Origin of the sequence: Bradyrhizobium sp. 149 (assembly GCF_023073915.1) — a bacterium.
In the GTDB taxonomy this organism is placed as follows: domain Bacteria; phylum Pseudomonadota; class Alphaproteobacteria; order Rhizobiales; family Xanthobacteraceae; genus Bradyrhizobium.
Genome location: NZ_JADPKK010000020.1, coordinates 110,549 through 130,000 on the forward strand (window position 1 = coordinate 110,549; position 19,452 = coordinate 130,000).

The 19,452-nt window shown below is 64.3% G+C and carries 19 protein-coding genes; 9 read left to right on the forward strand and 10 right to left on the reverse strand.

What is annotated here, in order from left to right; translation table 11 throughout:
- Positions 1 to 87: 87 nt before the first annotated feature.
- Positions 88 to 894 carry a response regulator gene (locus IVA88_RS15545; RefSeq protein WP_007597237.1) on the reverse strand — a complete coding sequence of 269 codons (807 nt, stop codon included), beginning with the start codon at positions 892 to 894 and terminating at the stop codon, positions 88 to 90.
- 219 nt (positions 895 to 1,113) lie between these two features.
- Between IVA88_RS15545 and IVA88_RS15550 the strand changes: the two genes are divergently transcribed.
- On the forward strand, positions 1,114 to 1,347 hold the full coding sequence (locus IVA88_RS15550; RefSeq protein WP_247498117.1) for a NepR family anti-sigma factor: 234 nt from the start codon (positions 1,114 to 1,116) through the stop codon (positions 1,345 to 1,347).
- Positions 1,347 to 1,895, forward strand: coding sequence for a sigma-70 family RNA polymerase sigma factor (locus IVA88_RS15555; protein ID WP_007597240.1), 549 nt, complete (start codon positions 1,347 to 1,349; stop codon positions 1,893 to 1,895). Before IVA88_RS15550 ends, IVA88_RS15555 begins: the two co-directional genes overlap by 1 nt.
- Positions 1,896 to 1,989: 94 nt before the next feature.
- Here IVA88_RS15555 and IVA88_RS15560 read toward each other — a convergent pair whose 3' ends face one another.
- The 8 genes from IVA88_RS15560 to IVA88_RS15595 all read right to left on the reverse strand — a co-directional run bounded on the left by IVA88_RS15560 (position 1,990) and on the right by IVA88_RS15595 (position 10,805).
- Positions 1,990 to 2,688 carry a nitroreductase gene (locus tag IVA88_RS15560; RefSeq protein WP_247498118.1) on the reverse strand — a complete coding sequence of 233 codons (699 nt, stop codon included), beginning with the start codon at positions 2,686 to 2,688 and terminating at the stop codon, positions 1,990 to 1,992.
- A gap of 138 nt (positions 2,689 to 2,826) precedes the next feature.
- Entirely contained in the window at positions 2,827 to 4,071 is a 1,245-nt protein-coding gene (locus IVA88_RS15565; RefSeq protein ID WP_247498119.1) for an acyl-CoA dehydrogenase, read from the reverse strand.
- Positions 4,072 to 4,080: 9 nt separating this feature from the next.
- The gene (locus IVA88_RS15570; protein ID WP_247498120.1) at positions 4,081 to 5,328 is read right to left on the reverse strand and encodes an acyl-CoA dehydrogenase; all 1,248 of its coding nucleotides are present in this window, start codon (positions 5,326 to 5,328) and stop codon (positions 4,081 to 4,083) included.
- Between the two features lie 14 nt (positions 5,329 to 5,342).
- A complete protein-coding gene (locus IVA88_RS15575) occupies positions 5,343 to 6,470 on the reverse strand; it encodes an acyl-CoA dehydrogenase family protein (RefSeq protein WP_247498121.1) in 1,128 nt (375 codons plus the stop codon).
- A 27-nt stretch (positions 6,471 to 6,497) separates the two neighbouring features.
- Complete coding sequence (locus tag IVA88_RS15580; protein WP_247498122.1) at positions 6,498 to 8,369, reverse strand: AMP-binding protein; 1,872 nt, start codon at positions 8,367 to 8,369, stop codon at positions 6,498 to 6,500.
- A 43-nt stretch (positions 8,370 to 8,412) separates the two neighbouring features.
- Entirely contained in the window at positions 8,413 to 9,219 is an 807-nt protein-coding gene (locus IVA88_RS15585; RefSeq protein ID WP_247498123.1) for an enoyl-CoA hydratase/isomerase family protein, read from the reverse strand.
- Positions 9,220 to 9,399: 180 nt separating this feature from the next.
- The gene (locus IVA88_RS15590; RefSeq protein WP_247498124.1) at positions 9,400 to 10,158 is read right to left on the reverse strand and encodes an SDR family NAD(P)-dependent oxidoreductase; all 759 of its coding nucleotides are present in this window, start codon (positions 10,156 to 10,158) and stop codon (positions 9,400 to 9,402) included.
- A 68-nt stretch (positions 10,159 to 10,226) separates the two neighbouring features.
- On the reverse strand, positions 10,227 to 10,805 hold the full coding sequence (locus IVA88_RS15595) for a TetR family transcriptional regulator (protein WP_247498125.1): 579 nt from the start codon (positions 10,803 to 10,805) through the stop codon (positions 10,227 to 10,229).
- Between the two features lie 235 nt (positions 10,806 to 11,040).
- Between IVA88_RS15595 and IVA88_RS15600 the strand changes: the two genes are divergently transcribed.
- Positions 11,041 to 12,213, forward strand: coding sequence for an acetyl-CoA C-acetyltransferase (locus tag IVA88_RS15600; protein ID WP_247498126.1), 1,173 nt, complete (start codon positions 11,041 to 11,043; stop codon positions 12,211 to 12,213).
- 99 nt (positions 12,214 to 12,312) lie between these two features.
- Positions 12,313 to 13,857: an acyl-CoA synthetase gene (locus IVA88_RS15605; RefSeq protein WP_247498127.1), complete on the forward strand. Its 1,545-nt coding sequence runs from the start codon at positions 12,313 to 12,315 to the stop codon at positions 13,855 to 13,857.
- A gap of 17 nt (positions 13,858 to 13,874) precedes the next feature.
- Here the strand turns inward: IVA88_RS15605 and IVA88_RS15610 are convergent, their stop codons facing one another.
- The gene (locus tag IVA88_RS15610; RefSeq protein ID WP_247498128.1) at positions 13,875 to 14,417 is read right to left on the reverse strand and encodes a methylated-DNA--[protein]-cysteine S-methyltransferase; all 543 of its coding nucleotides are present in this window, start codon (positions 14,415 to 14,417) and stop codon (positions 13,875 to 13,877) included.
- A 137-nt stretch (positions 14,418 to 14,554) separates the two neighbouring features.
- On the opposite strand from IVA88_RS15610, the gene IVA88_RS15615 reads away from it, so the two are divergent.
- From IVA88_RS15615 to IVA88_RS15635, 5 genes are all read left to right on the forward strand, one after another.
- On the forward strand, positions 14,555 to 15,373 hold the full coding sequence (locus IVA88_RS15615; RefSeq protein WP_247498129.1) for an alpha/beta hydrolase: 819 nt from the start codon (positions 14,555 to 14,557) through the stop codon (positions 15,371 to 15,373).
- 2 nt (positions 15,374 to 15,375) lie between these two features.
- Positions 15,376 to 16,188 (forward strand): alpha/beta hydrolase, encoded by an 813-nt coding sequence (locus tag IVA88_RS15620; protein ID WP_247498130.1) that lies wholly within the window; start codon positions 15,376 to 15,378, stop codon positions 16,186 to 16,188.
- 189 nt (positions 16,189 to 16,377) lie between these two features.
- Positions 16,378 to 17,055, forward strand: coding sequence for a GntR family transcriptional regulator (locus IVA88_RS15625; RefSeq protein ID WP_247498131.1), 678 nt, complete (start codon positions 16,378 to 16,380; stop codon positions 17,053 to 17,055).
- Between the two features lie 49 nt (positions 17,056 to 17,104).
- Positions 17,105 to 17,905 carry a phytanoyl-CoA dioxygenase family protein gene (locus IVA88_RS15630; RefSeq protein WP_247498132.1) on the forward strand — a complete coding sequence of 267 codons (801 nt, stop codon included), beginning with the start codon at positions 17,105 to 17,107 and terminating at the stop codon, positions 17,903 to 17,905.
- A 154-nt stretch (positions 17,906 to 18,059) separates the two neighbouring features.
- A complete protein-coding gene (locus IVA88_RS15635) occupies positions 18,060 to 19,373 on the forward strand; it encodes a Gfo/Idh/MocA family oxidoreductase (RefSeq protein ID WP_247498133.1) in 1,314 nt (437 codons plus the stop codon).
- Positions 19,374 to 19,452: the final 79 nt, after the last annotated feature.

Below are 19,452 nucleotides of genomic sequence, written 5' to 3' on the forward strand. Positions count from 1 at the left end.
GCGCGGCAACCTGGCCAACAAAAATCCGGCGCACCTTGCGGCACGCCGGATCGGATTTCGTCAAATTGCCGGGCGCAGGCGCCTTCCTTACGCCGCCGGTACCTTCGGCGCGCGGTTGCGGGAGTTGCGCTGGAAGAACAGGGCCTGGCTCGCCACCGCCGACACCATCGCCGGCTGGAACGGTTTTGAGATCAGGAACGCCGGTTCGGGACGTTCGCCGGTGAGGAAGCGCTCCGGATAGGCCGTGATGAACACCACCGGCACCTCGAAGGTGCGGAGCAGCTCGTTGACGGCGTCGAGGCCCGACGAGCCGTCGGCAAGCTGGATGTCGGCGAGGATCAGGCCCGGCCGCTTGTTCTTGGCCAGCGCGACCGCATCGGCATGGGTGCGGGCGACGCCGACGACATTGTGGCCGAGATTCTTCACCAGGCTCTCGAGATCCATGGCGATGAAGGTCTCATCCTCGATGATCAGCACATCGGTGGCGATCTCGGCGGCCATCTCACGCCCTGCGGCATCCGCAAGCCGGCGCGTCTCGCCGACGTCGGTGCCGAGAATGTAGCCGACCTCCTCTTCCGAAAATCCCTCGAGCGAGAGCAGCAGGAAGGCTTGCCGCGGCAACGGCGTGATGTTCGACAGCCGTCGCTCCGGCGGCATCGGCAGGTTCGTCACCTCGGAATCGTCGTTGACGGACACGGAATTCCAGATCTGGGTGAACAGCCGGAACAGGCCAGCGCGCGGCCCGTGGCTCTCGTCGAGGACCGACGGGTCTCCCAGCATGGCTTCCAACATGGCTGCGACATAGGCGTCACCGGAGGACTGGCTGCCCGTCAGGGCGCGTGCGTACCGGCGCAACAACGGCAAGTGTTCAGCAACAAGCTGTGAACGGGACATCCCCACTCCAATCATCTTCGGGCCAACCTTGACGTGCAGGCATACGCGGGGGGCCCGGGTTCCCCTGCTGGGCTGATTACGCCCCAAACCGAGAAAAGTTCCGTATGGGGGCGGAACTTTTTCTCGCAACTCGCATTGAGCCTATCCAGGGAACGGCTCCCGGTTGAGAGAACTTCTCGATTTTACAGTCACTTAACTCGGGGAAACGTGGAACAGGTCATGAAAGATCTCAAGTCTCAAGCCAGCAAAAGCACGACCCCCGGCAAGGGAGGGCTCACTCCGGAGATCCAATCCCGCATCGGGCACCAGCTGCGCGCCATGTACGACGACGTGGTGCGGCAGGGAGTTCCGGACCGGTTCGCGGAACTGATCAAGAAGCTTGATGCGCCGGGAGCGACACCCCAAGTGGAAAATGGTGGCGGCACTAACGACAACAACAATGGGAGGGATTGATGCCTCTCACGGACTCCCTGCGTAACGACATCCTGGCGGCCGTGCCCAGCCTGCGCGCGTTCGCCATCTCGCTCAGCGGCAATGCGGACCGCGCCGACGATCTGGTCCAGGAGACGCTGTTGCGCGCGCTCGCCAACATCGATTCGTTCCAACCCGGCTCCAACCTGCCGGCGTGGCTGTTCACGATCCTGCGCAACCTGTTCCGCTCCGATTATCGCAAGCGGCGGCGGGAAGTCGAGGATGCCGAAGGCAACTATGCCAAGACGCTGAAGACGCAGCCCTCGCAGAACGCCCATCTCGAGTTCGAGGAATTCCGCACGGCGCTCGACAAGCTTCCGCAGGACCAGCGTGAAGCGCTGATCCTGGTCGGCGCCTCCGGCTTCTCCTATGAGGATGCGGCTTCGATCTGCGGCTGCGCCGTCGGCACGATCAAGAGCCGCGTCAACCGGGCGCGCTCCAAGCTCGCGGCGCTGCTCTATGTCGACGGCGCCGAGGATTTCGGGCCCGACGAGACCATCCGCGCCGTGATCGGCGGCAGCGGCGGCTGACGGCCGGCGTCAATCGGGCTGCGACGAGAGGAAGGCGGCCGCCTCAGCGGCCGTCTTCGCGCGTCTGATGTGATGCGGGCTTGCGCCCTCTCGATCACTCGTCCACGAAGGTCACGGTCTCCGCCACGCTCGCACGCGAAGTGCGGTAACCGTTGACCTTGTGGGCGTTGTCGGCATAGCCGAACGAGATGCCGCAGACGATGCGGCGGTCATCAGGCAGATTGAAATGGCGGCGGATCAGGCCGGAGTGGCGCGCGAGCGCTGCCTGCGGAATCGTGCCGAGCCCGAGCGCCTGCGCGGCCAGCATGAAATTGCTGACATAGGCGCCGCAATCGATCGCACCGTAGATGCCGAGCGGCTCGTCGGTGTGGATGATGGCCACATGCGGCGCGCCGAAGAAATTATAGTTCTCCAGCGCCTGCTTCGCGTAGGCCGCCTTGTCGCCCCTGACGATGCCGAGCGTGTTGTAAAGCTGGAAGCCGCTCTCGCGGCGGCGTTCAAGATAGGCGCCGACATATTCGCGCGGGGGCGTGAAATCATAGTCGTCGCCGAGCCCGCTCGATGCTTCCGCGTAAATCAGCTTGCGGAAACGTTCCTTGGCCTCGCCACTGGCGATGATCACCTGCCAGGGCTGGCTGTTGCACCAGGACGCCGTGCGCTGCGCGGTTTTCAGCACATGCTCGATGGTGGCGCGATCGACGTCCTGGGGGAGGAAAGCTCGGACGGAGTAGCGCTCGTTGAGCAGCTCTTCGAGCACGCCGATGCGGTTATTGTGATTGACTGCAGCATCCATTGCTTAGCTCGCTTTCGTGCCCCGGACGCGACGCAGTACGAAGTGATGCGGCGCTGAGCCGGAGCCCATTGTGGCTCCTGGGTCCCGGCTCTGCGAAGCAGCGCTAAGCGCTGCATCGCGTCCGGGACACCCGACCTCTCATCTACCCTTGGTCGGGATCTTGTTATACGGCACATCCTTGTCGACGCGGATGTCGCCCGGCAATCCCAGCACGCGCTCGGCGATGATGTTGCGCAAAATCTCGTCGGTGCCGCCGGCGATGCGCATCGAGGGCGAGGACAGCAGCATCTGCTGGAACTGGCCCTGCACGGTCTCCTCGTCCGCGCCGGTGAGAACGCCGGCCGCGCCCTGGAGGTCCATGGCGTAGGTTGCGATGTCCTGGAGCATGATGCCGGATACGAGCTTGCCGATCGAATTCTCAGGCCCCGGCCGCTCGCCCTTGGACAGCGCCGAGATCGCGCGGTAGCTGGTGTATTTCAGTCCGCTCGACTTCACCGCCCAGCTCGCAAGTTTTGAGCGCACGGCGGGATCGTCGATGGCGAGGCCATCCTCCAGCATCAGATTGGAGCAGAACTCGAACATCTCGGGGACGCCGGTCGCAAGCCGCGAGCCGATCGACATCCGCTCGTTCATCAGCGTGGTCAGAGAGACGCTCCAGCCCTCGCCGATGGCGCCCAGGCGCTGGCTGTCGGGAATGACGACGTCGCTGAAATAGACCTCGTTGAACTCCTGCATGCCGTTGGCCTGCTTGATCGGGCGCACCTCGACGCCGGGGCTCTTCATGTCCAGGAAGAACATGGTGAGGCCCTTGTGCTTGGGCACATTGGGATCGGTACGCGCGATCAACAGGCCGTAGTCGGAATAGTGCGCACCAGAGGTCCAGATCTTCTGGCCGTTGACGACCCAATTGTCGCCCTTCTTCTCCGCCCGTGTGCGCAGGCCGGCAACGTCCGAACCAGCCGATGGCTCGGAAAAGAGCTGGCACCAGATCTCCTCGCCAGATGCGAGCTTCGGCAAATAACGCCGCTTGGCGTCCTCGCTGCCCCAGGCCATCACGGTCGGACCGCACATGCCCTCTCCGATCTGGAACGGCTGCGTCAGCTTGCCGTAGACGCCCTCTTCCTGCTGCCAGATCACGCGCTCGATCGGCGTGGCGCCGCGGCCGCCATATTCCTTCGGCCAGTGCAGGCATGCCCAGCCGCCTTCCGCCTTCTTCTTCTGCCAGGCCTTGCCGACCTCGACCATGTCGTGCTTGGCGAGCCGGATCCGGCCGAGCGAAGACTTTGACAGCTCGGCCAAAAACCCCTTCGGCGCATTGGCCTCGACCCATTTGCGCGCGGTCTCGCGGAATGCGGCTTCCTGCGGGGTGTCGTCGAAATTCATGGCGAACCTCTAACCTCTTCCCTTCGTCGGGGTCTTGTTGAACGGCACGTCCTTGTCGACCCGGATGTCGCCGGGCAGGCCCAAGACCCGTTCGGCGATGATGTTGCGCATGATCTCGTCGGTGCCGCCTTCGACACGCGTGCCCGGCGCGCGCAGCAGCATCGCCTGGAAGCGGCCGGCGACCTCGGCATCTTCGGGACCGCTGAACACGCCGGCGGCGCCCTGAAGATCGAGTGCATAGGTCGCGACATCCTGGATCATCGATCCCGCCACCAGCTTGCCGATGGAATTTTCCGGTCCCGGACGCTCGCCCTTCGACAGCGCCGAGATCGCGCGCATGCTAGTGTAGCGCAGCCCGCTCGCCTTCACCGCCCAGTTCGCCAGCCTCGCGCGCACCGCGCGGTCCTCGATCGCGGGGCCATCGTCGAGCATCAGGCTGGAGCAATAGTCAAGCAGCTCCGGAAAGCCGGTCGAGACGCCGGCGCCGATCGACATACGCTCGTTCATCAACGTGGTCAGCGAGACGTTCCAGCCGTCATTGACCTCGCCGAGGCGCTGGTGATCGGGAATGCGCACATTGGTGAAATAGACCTCGTTGAAATCGGAGGCGCCGCTGGCCTGCTTGATCGGCCGCACCTCGACGCCCGGGCTCTTCATGTCCAGGAAGAACATGGTGAGGCCCTTGTGCTTGGCCACGTTCGGATCGGTACGGGTCAAGAGGATGCCGTAATCCGAGTAGTGCGCGCCCGACGTCCATATCTTCTGGCCGTTGATGACCCATTCGTCGCCGTCCTTCTCCGCACGCGTCCGCAGGCCCGCAACATCCGAGCCGCCGGCCGGCTCGGAGAACAGCTGGCACCAGACCTTTTCGCCGGAGGCGAGCGGCGGCAGATAGCTGCGCTTATGCTCCTCGCGCGCGAATGCCATCATGGTCGGCCCGCACATGCCGTGGCCGATGATGAACATGCCGGACAACTTGCCGAACGGACCCTCCTCCTGCTGCCAGATAACGCGCTCGATCGGCGATGAGCCGCGGCCGCCATAGTCCTTCGGCCAGTGCAGGCAGGCCCAGCCGGCATCTGCCTTTTTCTTTTGCCAGGCCTTTGCCACTTCCAGAATGTTGGCGCTCTTCAATTGCGTGCGGCCAAGCGAGGACTTTCGAAGCTCCTCCTCGTACTGCTTGGGCGCATTCGCTGCGATCCAGGCGCGGGCAGTGGCGCGAAATTCGGCCTCTTGCGGGGTGTCGTCGAAGTTCATGACGTTGCCTTTGCTTACGCCGCGTTCTTCTTGCGCATGCGGTCGATCAACTGGTCTTCCCAATAGGACAGGCTGCCGAGCCCGAGCGCCATGGCGTTGGCACGGCGATAGTACATGTGGCAGTCGAACTCCCAGGTGAAACCCATGCCGCCGTGGACCTGGATATTGTTCTTGGCGCAATGCTGGAACGCCTGCGTCGCGCTGATGCGGGCCGCGGCGGCGGCTTCGGGCAGCTCCGCCGCGTTGGTCGAGAGAGCCCAGGCGCCGTAATAGCTGTTGGAACGTGCCAGCGTCGCCGACACGTACATGTCCGCCAGCATGTGCTTGACGGCCTGGAACGAGCCGATCTGTCGGCCGAAGGCGATGCGGTCGAGCGCGTAGTCGCGGCCCATCTCCAGCGCGCGGTCGGAACCGCCGACCTGTTCGAAAGCGCACAGCACAGCGGCACGATCCAGCACTTGAGTCAAAATGCTCCAGCCTTCGCCGGCCGCGCCCAAGGGCTCGGCCTTGCAGTCTCTGAAATTGATCTCGGCCTGCCCACGGGTTGGATCGAGATTGGCAAGGCTTTTCACCTCGACGCCGCCGTCCCTGAGATCGACAACGAACAAGGAGATGTCGCCGTCGCGTCCGCTCGATCCCGTGCGTGCCGCGACTACCGCGAAGTCGGCGATTGCACCGTCGGCGACCGGCTTCTTGACACCGTTGAGCACGCCATTCGCAGCCGTGAGCTTGACGTTCTTTGGCGATGGATTGCCCTTGCCCTCGAACAGCGCCAGCGTGCCGATCGCCTCACCCGCGGCAATTGCCGGCAACCATTTCTTCTTCTGCGCGTCACTGCCGGCGATCAGCAGCGCTTCGGCAGCCAGATAGACAGTGGAGGAAAACGGTACCGGCGCGTTCGCCCGGCCCATCTCTTCAGCGATCACGCAAAGTTCGAGATGACCGGCGCCCGCGCCGCCAAAGTCCTCCGGGATTGCGACACCGAGAAAACCCATCTCGGCGAGGCCTTTCCACAGCTCCTTGTCATACGGCGCCTTGCCGTCGAGGACTATGCGCACCGCCTTGGGCGAGCATTTCTCAGCGAGGAATTTGCGCGCCTGGTCGCGGAGCTGCTTCTGGTCGTCGGAGAAATCGAAGTTCATGGCGCGTATCCGTGTTGATGATGTCGATTACTTGAGGATGATGACGTCTTGATCCGGGGCGTCAGCATAAAGCCGCTCCACCAGCACCGCGCGGCGCTCGAGGCCCGCGCGCTGGTTGATATAGCCCTTGTCGGTGAGCTCGTTGCCATCGATCGAGGGCGGCTCGGCCATCAGCATGGCGCGCGCGATGATGCGGCTGCTGGCGCCTTCGCACTCTTTGTTGTGCGCCTCCAGCCCGCGCCTGAAGCAAGCGATCACCTCGGGATGCTTCACTGCATCCTCGAAGCTGAGATCGGGCTTGCCGACGAGCTGGCGGCAGGCATGCAGGTTCGGCCAGGCCAGCAGGCCGATGAACGGACGATCCTGACCCGCGATCAGCGCATCGTGCACGACCGGGCTCGCGGCTGCGATCGTATCGGTGCGCAGCGAGCCGACATGGACGAAGGTGCCGGTGGTGAGCTTGAAATCCTCGACCACGCGCCCGGCAAAGATGATGCCCTTCACCGGATCGGCCTCGTCGACGAAGATGCCGGCGTCTCCGATGCAGTAGAAACCCTCTTCGTCGAACATCTTCTTCGTCAGATCAGGCTGACCGAAATAGCCCGGGGTGACGTTGACGCCGCGCAGACGCAGCTCGTATTTCGAACCGCACGGCACCATCTTCAACTCGACGCCGGGGAACGGCAGGCCGATCAGGCCGACGCGTTCGGTGTCCCAATAGGTGCCGGTCGAGGTCGGCGCGGTCTCGGTCGAGCCCCAGCCGGTGTAGAACACGATTCGCTCGCCAGTGGTCTTCACGGCGAGGGCCTGCATGCGGTCGTAGAGATCATCAGGCAGCCGCGCGCCGCCATAGGCCATGATCGAGAGATTCTTGAAGAAGGAGCGGCACAGCGCATCGTCCTTCTCCATCGCGGCCGCGAGCGCGGCATAGCCGGCGGGCACGTTGGCGTAATAGGTCGGGGAGATCTCGCGCAGATTGCGCAGCGTCTCCTCGCACTGGCCCGGCATCGGCCGGCCGTCGTCGATATAGAGCGTGCCACCGTCGACCAGGATCGGGTGGAACGCCGCATTGCCGCCCATGGTGTGGTTCCAGGGCATCCAGTCCAGCATGGTCGAGATCGGACCGCCGGGATCGCGCGGCCGCACCTGCATCATCATCGCCGCATTGGCACACATCATCGCTTGCGTGTTGATGACGGCCTTGGGCATGCCGGTCGAGCCTGACGTGAACAGCAGTTTGCCGACGGTCTCAGGCGTGATCTTTGCGATCGACGCTTCGACATCAGCGGTCGCGGTCGTCGCCGCGAGCTCGGCAAAGGCGAGGCTCTCGATGCCATCGCAAGGCCGTGAGACGTGCACGACGGTGACGCCGGTGAGATCGAGCGCTTTCAGCGCCTTCTCGAAGGTCGGCCCGTCCTGTACCATGACCACGCCGGGTTTGATCAGATCGAACAGATATTTCAGCTTGACGTGATCGTGGCTCATCAAGGAGTAGGCAGGCGACACCGGCCCGGCCGGAACGCGCGCCTGCATCGCGGCCTGCGTCATCAGCGCGTGCTCGATCGAATTGCCGGAGAGGATTGCGACCGGGCGGCCGCCGAGCCCGAGATTGAGCAGAGCTTGCGTCAGCGCATCCACGGTGCGCTTGGCTTCCCCATAGGAGACTTTTCGCCATTCGCGGTTGGGGCCGCCGCGTTGTGCCAGCCAGATGCGCTCCGGCGCTTGCTTGGCCCATTTCGCGAGCGAAGCCGGAATGTGAGTCTCGTAAGTTTGCAAGGGAATGCGCGACTTCAGCACCACAGTGCCGTCCTCGCGGCGCTCGACCTCGATGTCGCGCGCGAGCCACTCGACCTTGCGAAAGGCGGGCTTCGCCATCACCGCCGCCGCGCTTCCACTCATTTTGCGTCTCCCGGAATTATCGCCCTTTGCGGATCGTTCTCGTTCAGCGCTTGATATAGACAGGCTTTCGCTTCTCAAGGAAGGCCCTGATGCCTTCCGAAAATTCCTCGGAGCGACTGCACAGGACCTGGTTGCGATCCTCCATCGCGATCACGGCTTCCAGCGATCCGGCATCGACGCTCATGTTGAGACATTCCTTGGACAGGCGCAGGCCCACGGGCGAGGCCGTGATCATCGCGTCGACATAAGATTCGGCGGCGTCATCGAGCTTGTCCTCGTCGACGACCTCGGAGACCAGCCCGACCGCGAATGCGCGTTCGGCGCCGATGAAGCGTCCTGTGAGGATCAGCTCCGAGGCCACGGAGACACCGACGAGGCGCGGCAGGAAATAGCTGGTGCCGATGTCGCAGCCGCCAAGGCCGAGCTTGATGAAGGCGCAGTTCATGCGCGCCGATCTCGTCGCGATGCGGACGTCGGAGGCGAGCGCCAGCGCAAAGCCGCCGCCGGCGGCCGCGCCCTGCACCAGAGAGATGATCGGCTGCGGACAGCGCCGCATCAGCATCACGATGTCCGCGATACGCCGCTGCGAGTCGAGCGACTCGGTGACATCAGGCGGCTCCTTCTGCCCGGCACGACGCTGCATCGCGGCCTTAAGGTCGAGCCCCGCGCAGAAATTTCTGCCGGCGCCCTTCAACACCACCACGCGCGTATCGCGGTTGCGCTGGAGACCCTGGAAGTAGACGTTGAGCGCGTCGATCAGCGCGGGATCGAGTGCGTTGAGGCTTTCAGGACGATTGAGCGTTACCGTGTCGACGCCGTCGTGATGCTCGATCAGCAGCGGTTGGGACATGGAGCGCTCCTGCATCCGCGGTTGAGGTGGCGGTCATTGCGCCCTCGCCCCTTGTGGGAGAGGGCATGTACGTCGCTGCAGCATACTGGCTTGGGTGAGGGGTCTGTCTCCGCGGACGCAAACCCCTCATCCGGCGCTTCGCGCCACCTTCTCCCACAAGGGGAGAAGAGAAGAACGGTCCTACCGCGGCGCCATGCGGATCGCGCCGTCGAGGCGGATAGTTTCGCCGTTGAGCATCGGATTCTCGACGATGTGCACGGCGAGCGAGCCGTATTCATTGGCGTCGCCAAGACGCGCCGGATGCGGCACCTGGGCACCGAGGCTTTTGCGGGCCTCTTCGTTCAAGCCCATCAGCAGCGGCGTCAGAAACAGGCCGGGCGCGATGGTGTTGACGCGGATCTTCTGGCTGGCGAGGTCACGCGCGGCCGGCAGCGTCAGGCCGACGACGCCGCCCTTCGACGCCGCATAAGCGATCTGGCCGATCTGGCCTTCGTAAGCGGCAACCGACGCCGTGTTGACGATGACGCCGCGCTCTTCACCGACCGGTTCGATCGTGACGAGGCGCTCGGCGAACAGACGCAGGCAATTGAAGGTGCCGATCAAATTGACGTTGATGATGCGCGCGAATTTTTCCAGCGGGTAGACGCCGTCACGGCCGACGATGCGCTGCGAGCCGCCGATGCCCGCGCAGTTCATCAGCACGCGCGCGACGCCATGCGCGGCTTCGGCCTTGGTGATCGCAGCCTTGATCTGCTCCTCGCTGGTGACGTCGGCATGCAGTGCGACGCCCTTCACTTCGGCGGCGACCTTCTCGGCGTTTTCCTTGCTCTGGTCGATCACGCCGATCTTGGCGCCCTTGGCGGCCATGGCGCGTGCGGTCGCGGCACCGAGGCCCGAACCACCGCCGGTGATGAGAACAGCAACGTCTTTCAACTGCATCGTAAGCTACCTTTCCTCTACCTTTTCCCTGGGCGTTTCTTCTCTAGACTTGAAGAGTTCTGGCCGGGTCATCCGGCGGCGGCAGCTTCCTCGATGTTCGTGAGAATGCCGCCGCAGATCAGCGTTTCCATGTGCTTGATATATTGCCGGCAGACGTCGTCGGTGACCGGGCCGACGCCGGTCGCGCGCGACATCGCGTGCCGGCCGAAGAACAGATGATCGCAGGCGCCGATCAGGCTGGTGTAGAACAGCACCGGATCGGTGGCGCGAAACTCGCCACGGCTGACGCCTTCGGCCAGCAGGCGGCGATGAAAATCCAGCAGCGGCGCGACGAAGAATTTCGAGACTTCGTCCGCGGAGCCCGCGGCGCTCTCGTGCAGCAGATAATGGATCAGCCGGTTCATGTAGGGAAACCGGTGATAGGCGCGGATGATGCCGCCGATATGCAGCTTCAGCTTCGCGGTCGGCGTGATCGGCTGGGCCAAAAGATATTCGAGATTGGACAGTTCGGTTCCCGCGTCGCGCTCGAGCAGCGCCAACAGCAAGCCGTCCTTGTTGCCGAAGTGGTATTTGACCAGTGCGGCGTTGGCGCCCGACTTCTGCGCGATGTCGCTGAGCGAAATCTCGATCGACGAGCGCTCGATCATCAACTCGCTCGCGGCCACGAGCAATTTCTCTGCCGTGGAATTCTTTCCGCTGGGGAGCCTGTTCGGTACGCTGGTAGTCACGGAGATCCTTGATTTTGCCGCGTGAGCGGCCGCAGATAAGCCCAAGCAGCGGCTCCCCACAAGAGTTAATTGATCGATTGACTAAACAACCAGTCACCATTTAAATCCGCGCCGACACTCAGCTCGATACAGAACAATCCAGGGAGAAACCGACATGGCCGAGGCTTACATCGTCGCCGCTGCGCGTACAGCCGGCGGGCGCAAGGGGGGCCGCCTCGCCGGCTGGCATCCGGCCGATCTGGCCGCAAAGGTGCTGGACGAACTGGTCGACCGCACCAAAGTCGATCCTGCTTTGGTCGAGGACGTGATCATGGGCTGCGTCATGCAGGTCGGCGAGCAGTCCAACAACGTCGCGCGCAACGCGATCATGGCCTCGAAGCTGCCGGAGAGCGTGCCGGGCACCTCGATCGACCGCCAGTGCGGCTCCTCGCAGCAGGCGCTGCACTTCGCCGCCCAGGCCGTGATGTCCGGCGCGATGGACGTGGTGATCGCTGCCGGCGTGGAATCAATGACGCGCGTGCCGATGGGCCTGTCGTCGCAGCTTCCCGCCAAGAACGGCTTTGGCAATTACAAGAGCCCGGGCATCGAGCAGCGCTATCCGAACATCGTGTTCAGCCAGTTCACCGGCGCCGAGATGATGGCCGAGAAGTACGGCCTCTCCAAGGATGAGCTCGACCAGTACTCCTACAACAGCCATCAGCGCGCGATTGCGGCAACGCAGGCCGGTCGCTTCAAGACGGAGATCGTGCCGCTCGAGATCACCCGCGCCGACGGCTCCAAGGACACCCACCACATCGACGAAGGCATCCGCTTCGACGCCACGCTCGACGGCATCAAGGGCGTCAAGCTGATTGCCGAGAACGGCAAGCTCTCCGCGGCCAGCGCCAGCCAGATCTGCGACGGCGCCTCCGGCGTGATTGTGGTGAACGAGCGCGGCCTCAAGCAGCTCGGCGTGAAGCCGCTCGCGCGCGTCCATCACATGACAATGACGGGCGGCGATCCCGTGATCATGCTGGACGCTCCCCTGCACGCCACCAAGCGCGCGCTGGAGAAGGCGGGCATGACGATCGGCGACATCGACCTGTTCGAGGTCAACGAGGCTTTCGCCTCGGTGCCGACCGCGTGGCTGAAGAGCACCGGCGCCGATCCGGAGCGTCTCAACGTCAATGGCGGCGCGATCGCACTCGGCCATCCGCTCGGCGGCTCCGGAACCAAGCTGATGACGACGCTGGTGCATGCCTTGCATCAGCGCGGCAAACGCTATGGCCTGCAGACCATGTGCGAAGGCGGCGGCATGGCCAACGTGACGGTCGTCGAGCGGCTGTAAAAAGAAAAGCGAAGAACAAATGGCGAGTGGTGAGTGGGTGAGAGGGAGCGGCTTCCGCCTGTCGCCATTCACCGCTCGCCACTTCCTTGAGGGAACGCCATGAGCCATCCGTCCGTCTACGCCAAGACCTCACCCGACAAGATCGCCTACCAAATGGCCGGGACCGGCAAGGCGATCACCTATCGTGAGCTCGACGAACTCTCGAACCAGGGCGCGAACCTGTTCCGCTCGCTCGGGCTGAAAGCCGGCGACCACATCGCGCTGCTGATGGAGAACCGCCTCGCCTTCATGGAGATCTGCTGGGCCGCGCAACGCTGCGGGCTGTATTACACCGCGATCAGTCGCTATTTGAAGCAGGACGAGATCGACTACATCATCGCCGATTGCGGCGCCAAGGTCGTGATCACCACGCCTAAATGCGCCGATCAGATCAAGGGCCTGATCAAGGGCACTGCGGGCGAGCCGGTCTTCTACATGGTGGACGAGCCGCAAGCCGGCTTCCGATCCTACGACAAGGAAGCGGCCGCGCAGCCGACAACGCCGATCGCCGACGAGGTCGCCGGCTACGACATGCTGTATTCGTCGGGCACCACCGGCCGGCCCAAGGGCATCAAGAAAGCGTTCGAGGGCAAGCCGATCGACGAGCCGAACGCGTTTCTGCGCGTGCTCTGCGCCGGCATGTGCGGCATGAACGCCGAGAGCACTTATCTTTCACCGGCACCGCTCTATCACGCCGCTCCCTTGCGCTTCAACATGATGGCGATCGTGCTCGGCGGCACTTCCATCATCATGGAACGCTTCGACGCCGAAGAATTTTTGAAGCTGGTCGAGAAATACAAGGTCACGCAATCCCAGCTCGTGCCGACCATGTTCGTGCGCATGCTGAAGCTGCCGGACGAAATCCGCAGCCAGTACGACGTCTCGACGCTGAAGGGCGCGATCCACGCCGCAGCCCCGTGTCCGGTCGACGTCAAAGCAAGAATGATCGAATGGTGGGGGCCGATCCTGATCGAGTATTACGCCGGCTCCGAAGGCAACGGCGTCACCGTCTGCAACTCGAAGGAATGGCTGGAGCACCGCGGCAGCGTCGGCCGCGCCGTGGTCGGCAAGATCAAGATTCTGGACGAGAATGACGAGGAGCAGCCGACAGGCGAGATCGGCACGGTCTATTTCGCCGACGCGCCGGTTTTCACCTATCACAACGATCCCGAGAAGACGAAGAAGGCCTACAACGCAAAAGGCTGGTCGACGCTCGGCGACGTCGGCTATGTCGACAGAGACGGCTTTCTCTATCTCACCGACCGCAAGTCCTACATGATCATCTCGGGCGGCGTGAACATCTACCCGCAGGAGACCGAGGACGTGCTCATCACCCACCCCGAGGTCGCCGACGTCGCGGTGTTCGGTGTGCCAAACGAGGAGATGGGCGAGGAGGTGAAGGCGGTGGTGCAGCCGCACGATCCGAAGCGCGCCGGCAAGGAGCTCGAGGCCGACCTGATCGCCTACTGCAAGAGCCGCCTCTCGACGATCAAATGCCCGCGCTCGATCGATTTCGAGGCCGAGCTGCCGCGCACGCCGACCGGCAAGCTGGTGAAGAGGCATTTGCGCGACAAATATTGGCCGAAAGCGGCAGCGAATATCTAGCGAGCCGCCTCATCGCTTCAATCAAACAAGCTCGGCGTGTGGTTCACCAGTGCGCCTTCGATCTCCAGCATCTTCAGCTTCGTCACCACGCCGCCATTCGCGGAGAAGCCCCCGGGCTTGTTGCCGGCCGCGAGCACGCGGTGGCAGGGCACGACGATCGGGCACGGATTGCGGCCGAGCGCCTGGCCGACGTCGCGCGACAGCTCGACACCGCCGAGTTGCTTGGCGATGTCGCCATAGGTGACAGTCTTGCCCGGCGGAATGGCGCGGGCGATCGCGTAGACGCCGCGGTTGAAGTCGGGCACGCCGTCGAGATCGAGCGGAATGTCGGTGAGGTCATCCGGCTCGCCTGCGAGCAGCTTTGTGATGCGGTCGATCGCCCCCTGCACCTCGGCGGTCGGCTCGGCTTCGCTGGCGTTGGCATGGCGCTGGCTGATGCGGGCGCGGATCTTCGCCTCACCGCCCATCGGCAGTTGCGTGCCGTTGATGCCGCGCGGACCCCAGGCGATGGCGCATAGGCCGATCTTGCTATCGAACAGGGCAAAGTGCTGGTCGGTCATGGCTTGGTTCCTGGCTTGCGTTCCCTCGCATGCCCCCATTGTGATCTCAGGCCAAATCTAGGCTTGGAAATAGTTGCGATCCACCCGGTTTCCGGGAATCTTGCACAGGAGTTCCGCCCCCTTCTCGCGAGCCCAGAATGCAAAGCCTCCACGTCAACGGATACGACATGCCCTATCTCGACGTGGGCGAGGCCCGGGCGGGGCCGCCGCTGGTTTGCGTGCACGGTTCGCTCAACGACTTCCGCGTCTGGGGGAGCGTGCTCGGGCCGCTGACGCAGCGGCACCGGGTGATTCCTGTCAGCCTGCGGCACTTCTTCCCGGCGCAATGGGACGGCGTCGGCGACACCTATTCAATCGCCCAGCATGTCGACGACGTCATTGCCTTCATCGAGAAGCTCGACCTCGGCCCGGTCGATCTGATGGGCCATTCCCGCGGCGGCCACATCTGCTTCCGCGTGGCGCAGCGGCGGCCGGAGTTGCTGCGGCGGCTGGTCTTGGCCGAGCCCGGCGGCGAGCTCGATGCCAGCCTCGATCCCGACTACGCCGGCGGTCCCTCGCCGCTGCTGGCGCGCTTCACGGCCTCGGCCGAGAAGATCGCGGCCGGCGATGTCGACGGTGGCCTCGCCGTCTTCGTTGACACGCTGGAGGGACCCGGCACCTGGCCGCGGCTGCCGGCGCTGGTGAAGCAGAATCTGCGCGACAACGCCTTCACCCTGATCGGCCAGGTCCGCGACAACCGCCCACCGTTCTCGAAGGCGGATGCGGAATCGATTCTGATGCCGACGCTATTCATCCTGGGCGCGCGGACCAAGGGCCTGCTGCCGAAAGTGCTGCATGCGCTCGCCGCGCATGTACCGTATTCCAGGACGGCGGTCATCCCGAACGCAACGCACCCGATGTTCGAGCAGGCACCGCAGAAATACTCCGAAGTGGTGCTGGATTTTCTGGCGGGCTGATCATGCAGACATTTCGCGTCAACGGTTACGACATGGCCTATCTCGAAGTGGGACAAGGCCCGCCGCTGGTCTGCGTGCACGGCACGCTCGGCGATTTCCGCACCTGGTATTCGGTGCTCGGCCCGCTGTCGAAATCGCATCACGTGATCTCGGTCAGCCTGCGGCATTTCTTTCCTGAGCATTGGGATGCCATCGGCGGCGATTACAAGATGGCGCAGCACGTCGCTGACGTGATTGCTTTCATCGAGCAGGTCGAACCCGCGCCGGTCGATCTGATGGGCCATTCGCGCGGCGGCCACATCGCGTTTCGCGTGGCGCAGGCGCGGCCGGATCTGTTGCGAAGGCTGGTGCTGGCCGAGCCCGGCGGCGATCTCGATGCCAGCCTGCCATTGCCTGCGGGTATGCCCGCGCATCCGCCGCTGGCCGCGCGCACGGCGCGCTCGGTCGAGATGATCCGGGCCGGCGACATCGAGGGCGCGCTGCAAAACTTCTACGAAGGGATCGAAGGCGACGGCTCCTGGCGGCGCGTACCGGCGGCGGCAAAACAGCAATTGCGCGACAACGCGATCACCTTCCTCGGCCAGATCAACGAGCAGCGCAGGCCCTACACGCTCGCGGACGCGCAGGCGATCAGGACGCCGACGCTCCTGATCGGCGGCGGTGCGACGACGGGGAGCCTGTCGGTGATGTGGCGCGTGCTGGCCGAGCACATCACCGGGGCGAAGACGGCGGTGATTCCCAATGCCGGGCACTGGATGTTCGAGCAGGCGCCGCTGGAGTTCGGCGAGGTGGTGGACGCGTTTTTGGCGGAGTAAGCGGTCTCAGGCCTTTTTTGCTCGAAAACAACCCCATGCACTGTAGCCGATACAAGCAATATCAATGGCTTAGTCGGGCGCAAAAAACGAGGTGAGGCGGCGCAGGCGCGCTTGACGCCCTTACTGCCGCCCTGTATTTTTCGAATACGGAATTCCGTATTCTTTTTCATACCTCGCGGAGCTGCCGGCGTGATCCCTCTCGACCCGCTTCCGAACCTGATCGACCAGGTCTATGCGCGGATCCTGGAGGCAATCTCCGACCGCACGCTGCAGCCCGGCCAGCGCATCCGCCAGAACGAGCTCGCCGACAGGCTCGGCGTGTCGCGCCAGCCGGTGTCGCATGCGCTGCACCTGTTGCACCGGCAGGGACTCGTCGCCGAGAGCGGCCGGCGCGGCTTTGAAGTCACCCAGCTCGATCCCGCACGCATCCGCCAGCTCTACGAAGTGCGCGGCGCGATCGATGCGCTGGCGGCGCGGCTTGCGGCGGAGCGCGCAGGCGCCGATGCGGCCGGACGTGCGCGGCTGGAGGCGGCGCTCGCCGCCGGGCGCGGGATCGATGGCAAGACCACGCTCGCCGAACTGATCGCACTCGACGTCGAGTTTCATCGCGCGATCTATCGGCTCGCCGGCAATCGGGTCATCGAAGAGACGATTACACCGCAATGGCCGCATATGCGCCGCTCGATGGCAACGGTGCTGTCCGAGCTCGATTATCGCGGCAGTGCCTGGGCCGAGCATGCCGACATTGCCGGACATATCCTCGCGGGCGATGCGAAGGCGGCCGAACGTGCGGCGCTAGCGCACGCGCAGACAGCGGGACGGATGACCGAGGAGAGATTGAGGGCGACGGACGAGGCGGCGGCGTAGGCATTCACGCCGGAACGACAATGAAAAAGCAAAACAAGGAGGACGACCCATGAAACTGTCCCAGGAGCAATTGGAGTTCTTCCACCGCGAAGGCTGGCTGTTCCTGCCCGAATTGTTCAGCCCGGAGGAGGTCGATCTCCTCGCGCGCGAGGCGGTGGCCATCTATGACGCGAACCGGCCGGAAGTCTGGCGCGAGAAGAGCGGCGCGCCGCGCACGGCCTTTGCCGCGCATCTCTACAACGAGGCGTTCGGCATTCTGGGTGCGCATCCGCGCATGATCGACCCCGTCGAGCAATTGTTCGGTGAGCCGGTCTACATGCACCAGTTCAAGATCAACGCGAAATCCGCCTTCACCGGCGACGTCTGGCAATGGCACCAGGATTACGGCACCTGGAAGCGCGACGACGGCATGCCCGAGCCCCGCGCGATGAACATTGCGATCTTCCTGGACGAGGTGATGCCGATCAACGGTCCGCTGATGCTGGTGCCGCGCAGCCAGGACGCCGGCGATCTCCAGGCATCCCATGACCTCGCCACCACGTCCTACCCGCTGTGGACGCTCGACGAGGACACGGTGACGCGGCTGGTGAAGCAGGGCGGCATCGTTGCGCCGACGGGCAAGCCGGGCGGCATGCTGATGTTCCACGGCAATCTCGTGCACGGCTCGGCCGGCAACATCACGCCCTACCCGCGCAAGATCGTGTACCTGACGCTGAATGCGGTTTCGAACTACATCCGAAGCCCGACGCGGCCGGAGTACATTGCGCATCGCGACTTCGTGCCGATCAAGAAGGTGGACGACGACGCGCTGGTGCGGCTCGCCCGTGCGCCGCGGCAGGCGGCGGAGTAAACAGGTCTCGTGCCCCGGACGCAGCGCAGCACGTCAGTGATGCGCTGCTGAGCCGGGGCCCATGCTGCACGGATATTTTTTTCTGGGTCCCGGCTCTGCGGCGCGGCACTTCGCGCCGCACCGCGTCCGGGACACGCATTGCCAGGACATTCCCATGAACCTCTTCCGTCTCCTCCAGGCCCGCGCTTCCACCGGCAAACCCGTCCGTGTGGCGCTGATCGGCGCCGGCAAATTCGGCTCGATGTTTCTGGCGCAGGTGCCGCACACGCCAGGGCTGGAGGTCCCCATCATCGTCGACATCGACTGTGATCGTGCGCGCGAGGCCTGTCGCACTGTCGGCTGGGACGCGGGGCGCATCGCCGCGACCGTCTTCACCGATGACGGCGCACGCGCCATTGCCGGCGGCGCGATGGACGTGGTGGTGGAGGCGACCGGCAATCCGGCCGTCGGCATCAAGCACGCGCGCGCGGCGATCGCGGCCGGCAAGCATATCGTGATGGTCAATGTCGAGGCCGACGTGCTGGCGGGTCCCCTGCTCGCCGAGGAAGCACGCAAGGCCGGCGTCGTCTATTCGCTCGCCTATGGCGATCAGCCGGCGCTGACCGCGGAGATGGTGGATTGGGCCCGCGCCACCGGTTTTCACGTCATTGCCGCCGGCAAAGGGACAAAGTATCTGCCGGCCTATCACGACGTTACGCCTGACAGCGTCTGGCAGCATTACGGGCTGACCGCGGGCGAGGCGCAATCGGCCGGGATGAATCCGCAGATGTTCAACTCCTTCCTCGACGGCACCAAGTCGGCGATCGAGATGGCCGCGATTGCCAATGCCTGCGGACTGGACGTGCCTGCGGAGGGCCTGCTGTTTCCACCCTGCGGCGTCGACGACCTGCCGCACATCATGCGGCCGCGCAGCAAGGGCGGCGTGCTGGAGCGGTCGGGCGTCGTGGAGGTGGTGTCCTCGCTCGAGCGCGACGGAAGGCCGGTGTTTCGCGATCTGCGCTGGGGCGTTTACGTCGTGCTGGAGGCGCCGAACGACTACGCCGCCGGCTGCTTCAGGCAATATGGCCTGAAGACCGATGCCAGCGGCCGCTACGCTGCGATGTACAAGCCCTATCATCTGATCGGACTGGAGCTGAACATCTCGGTGCTGTCGGCCGCGCTGCGGGGCGAACCGACGGGGCAGCCCCATGGTTTCCGCGGCGACGTCGCCTCCGTGGCAAAACGCAATCTGCGCGCCGGCGAGATGCTGGACGGCGAAGGCGGCTACACGGTATGGGGCAAGCTGGTGCCTGCGGCCGCGAGCCTCAAGGCCAGCGCGCTCCCGATCGGCCTGGCGCATCAGCTGAAGCTGAAGCACGACGTCGCCCATGGCGAGATCGTGCGCTGGAGCGACGTCGAATTCGACCCGAACAACGAGACGGTGAAGACGCGCAAGGTCATGGAGGCGGCAATCGCAGCGCAGCATTGAACAACGCGGCCGCTAGTGCGCCCACGGCGCGCTTGCTTTGCAAATGCCGTTTCGCCATCCTGACCGCGATCCGGGAATT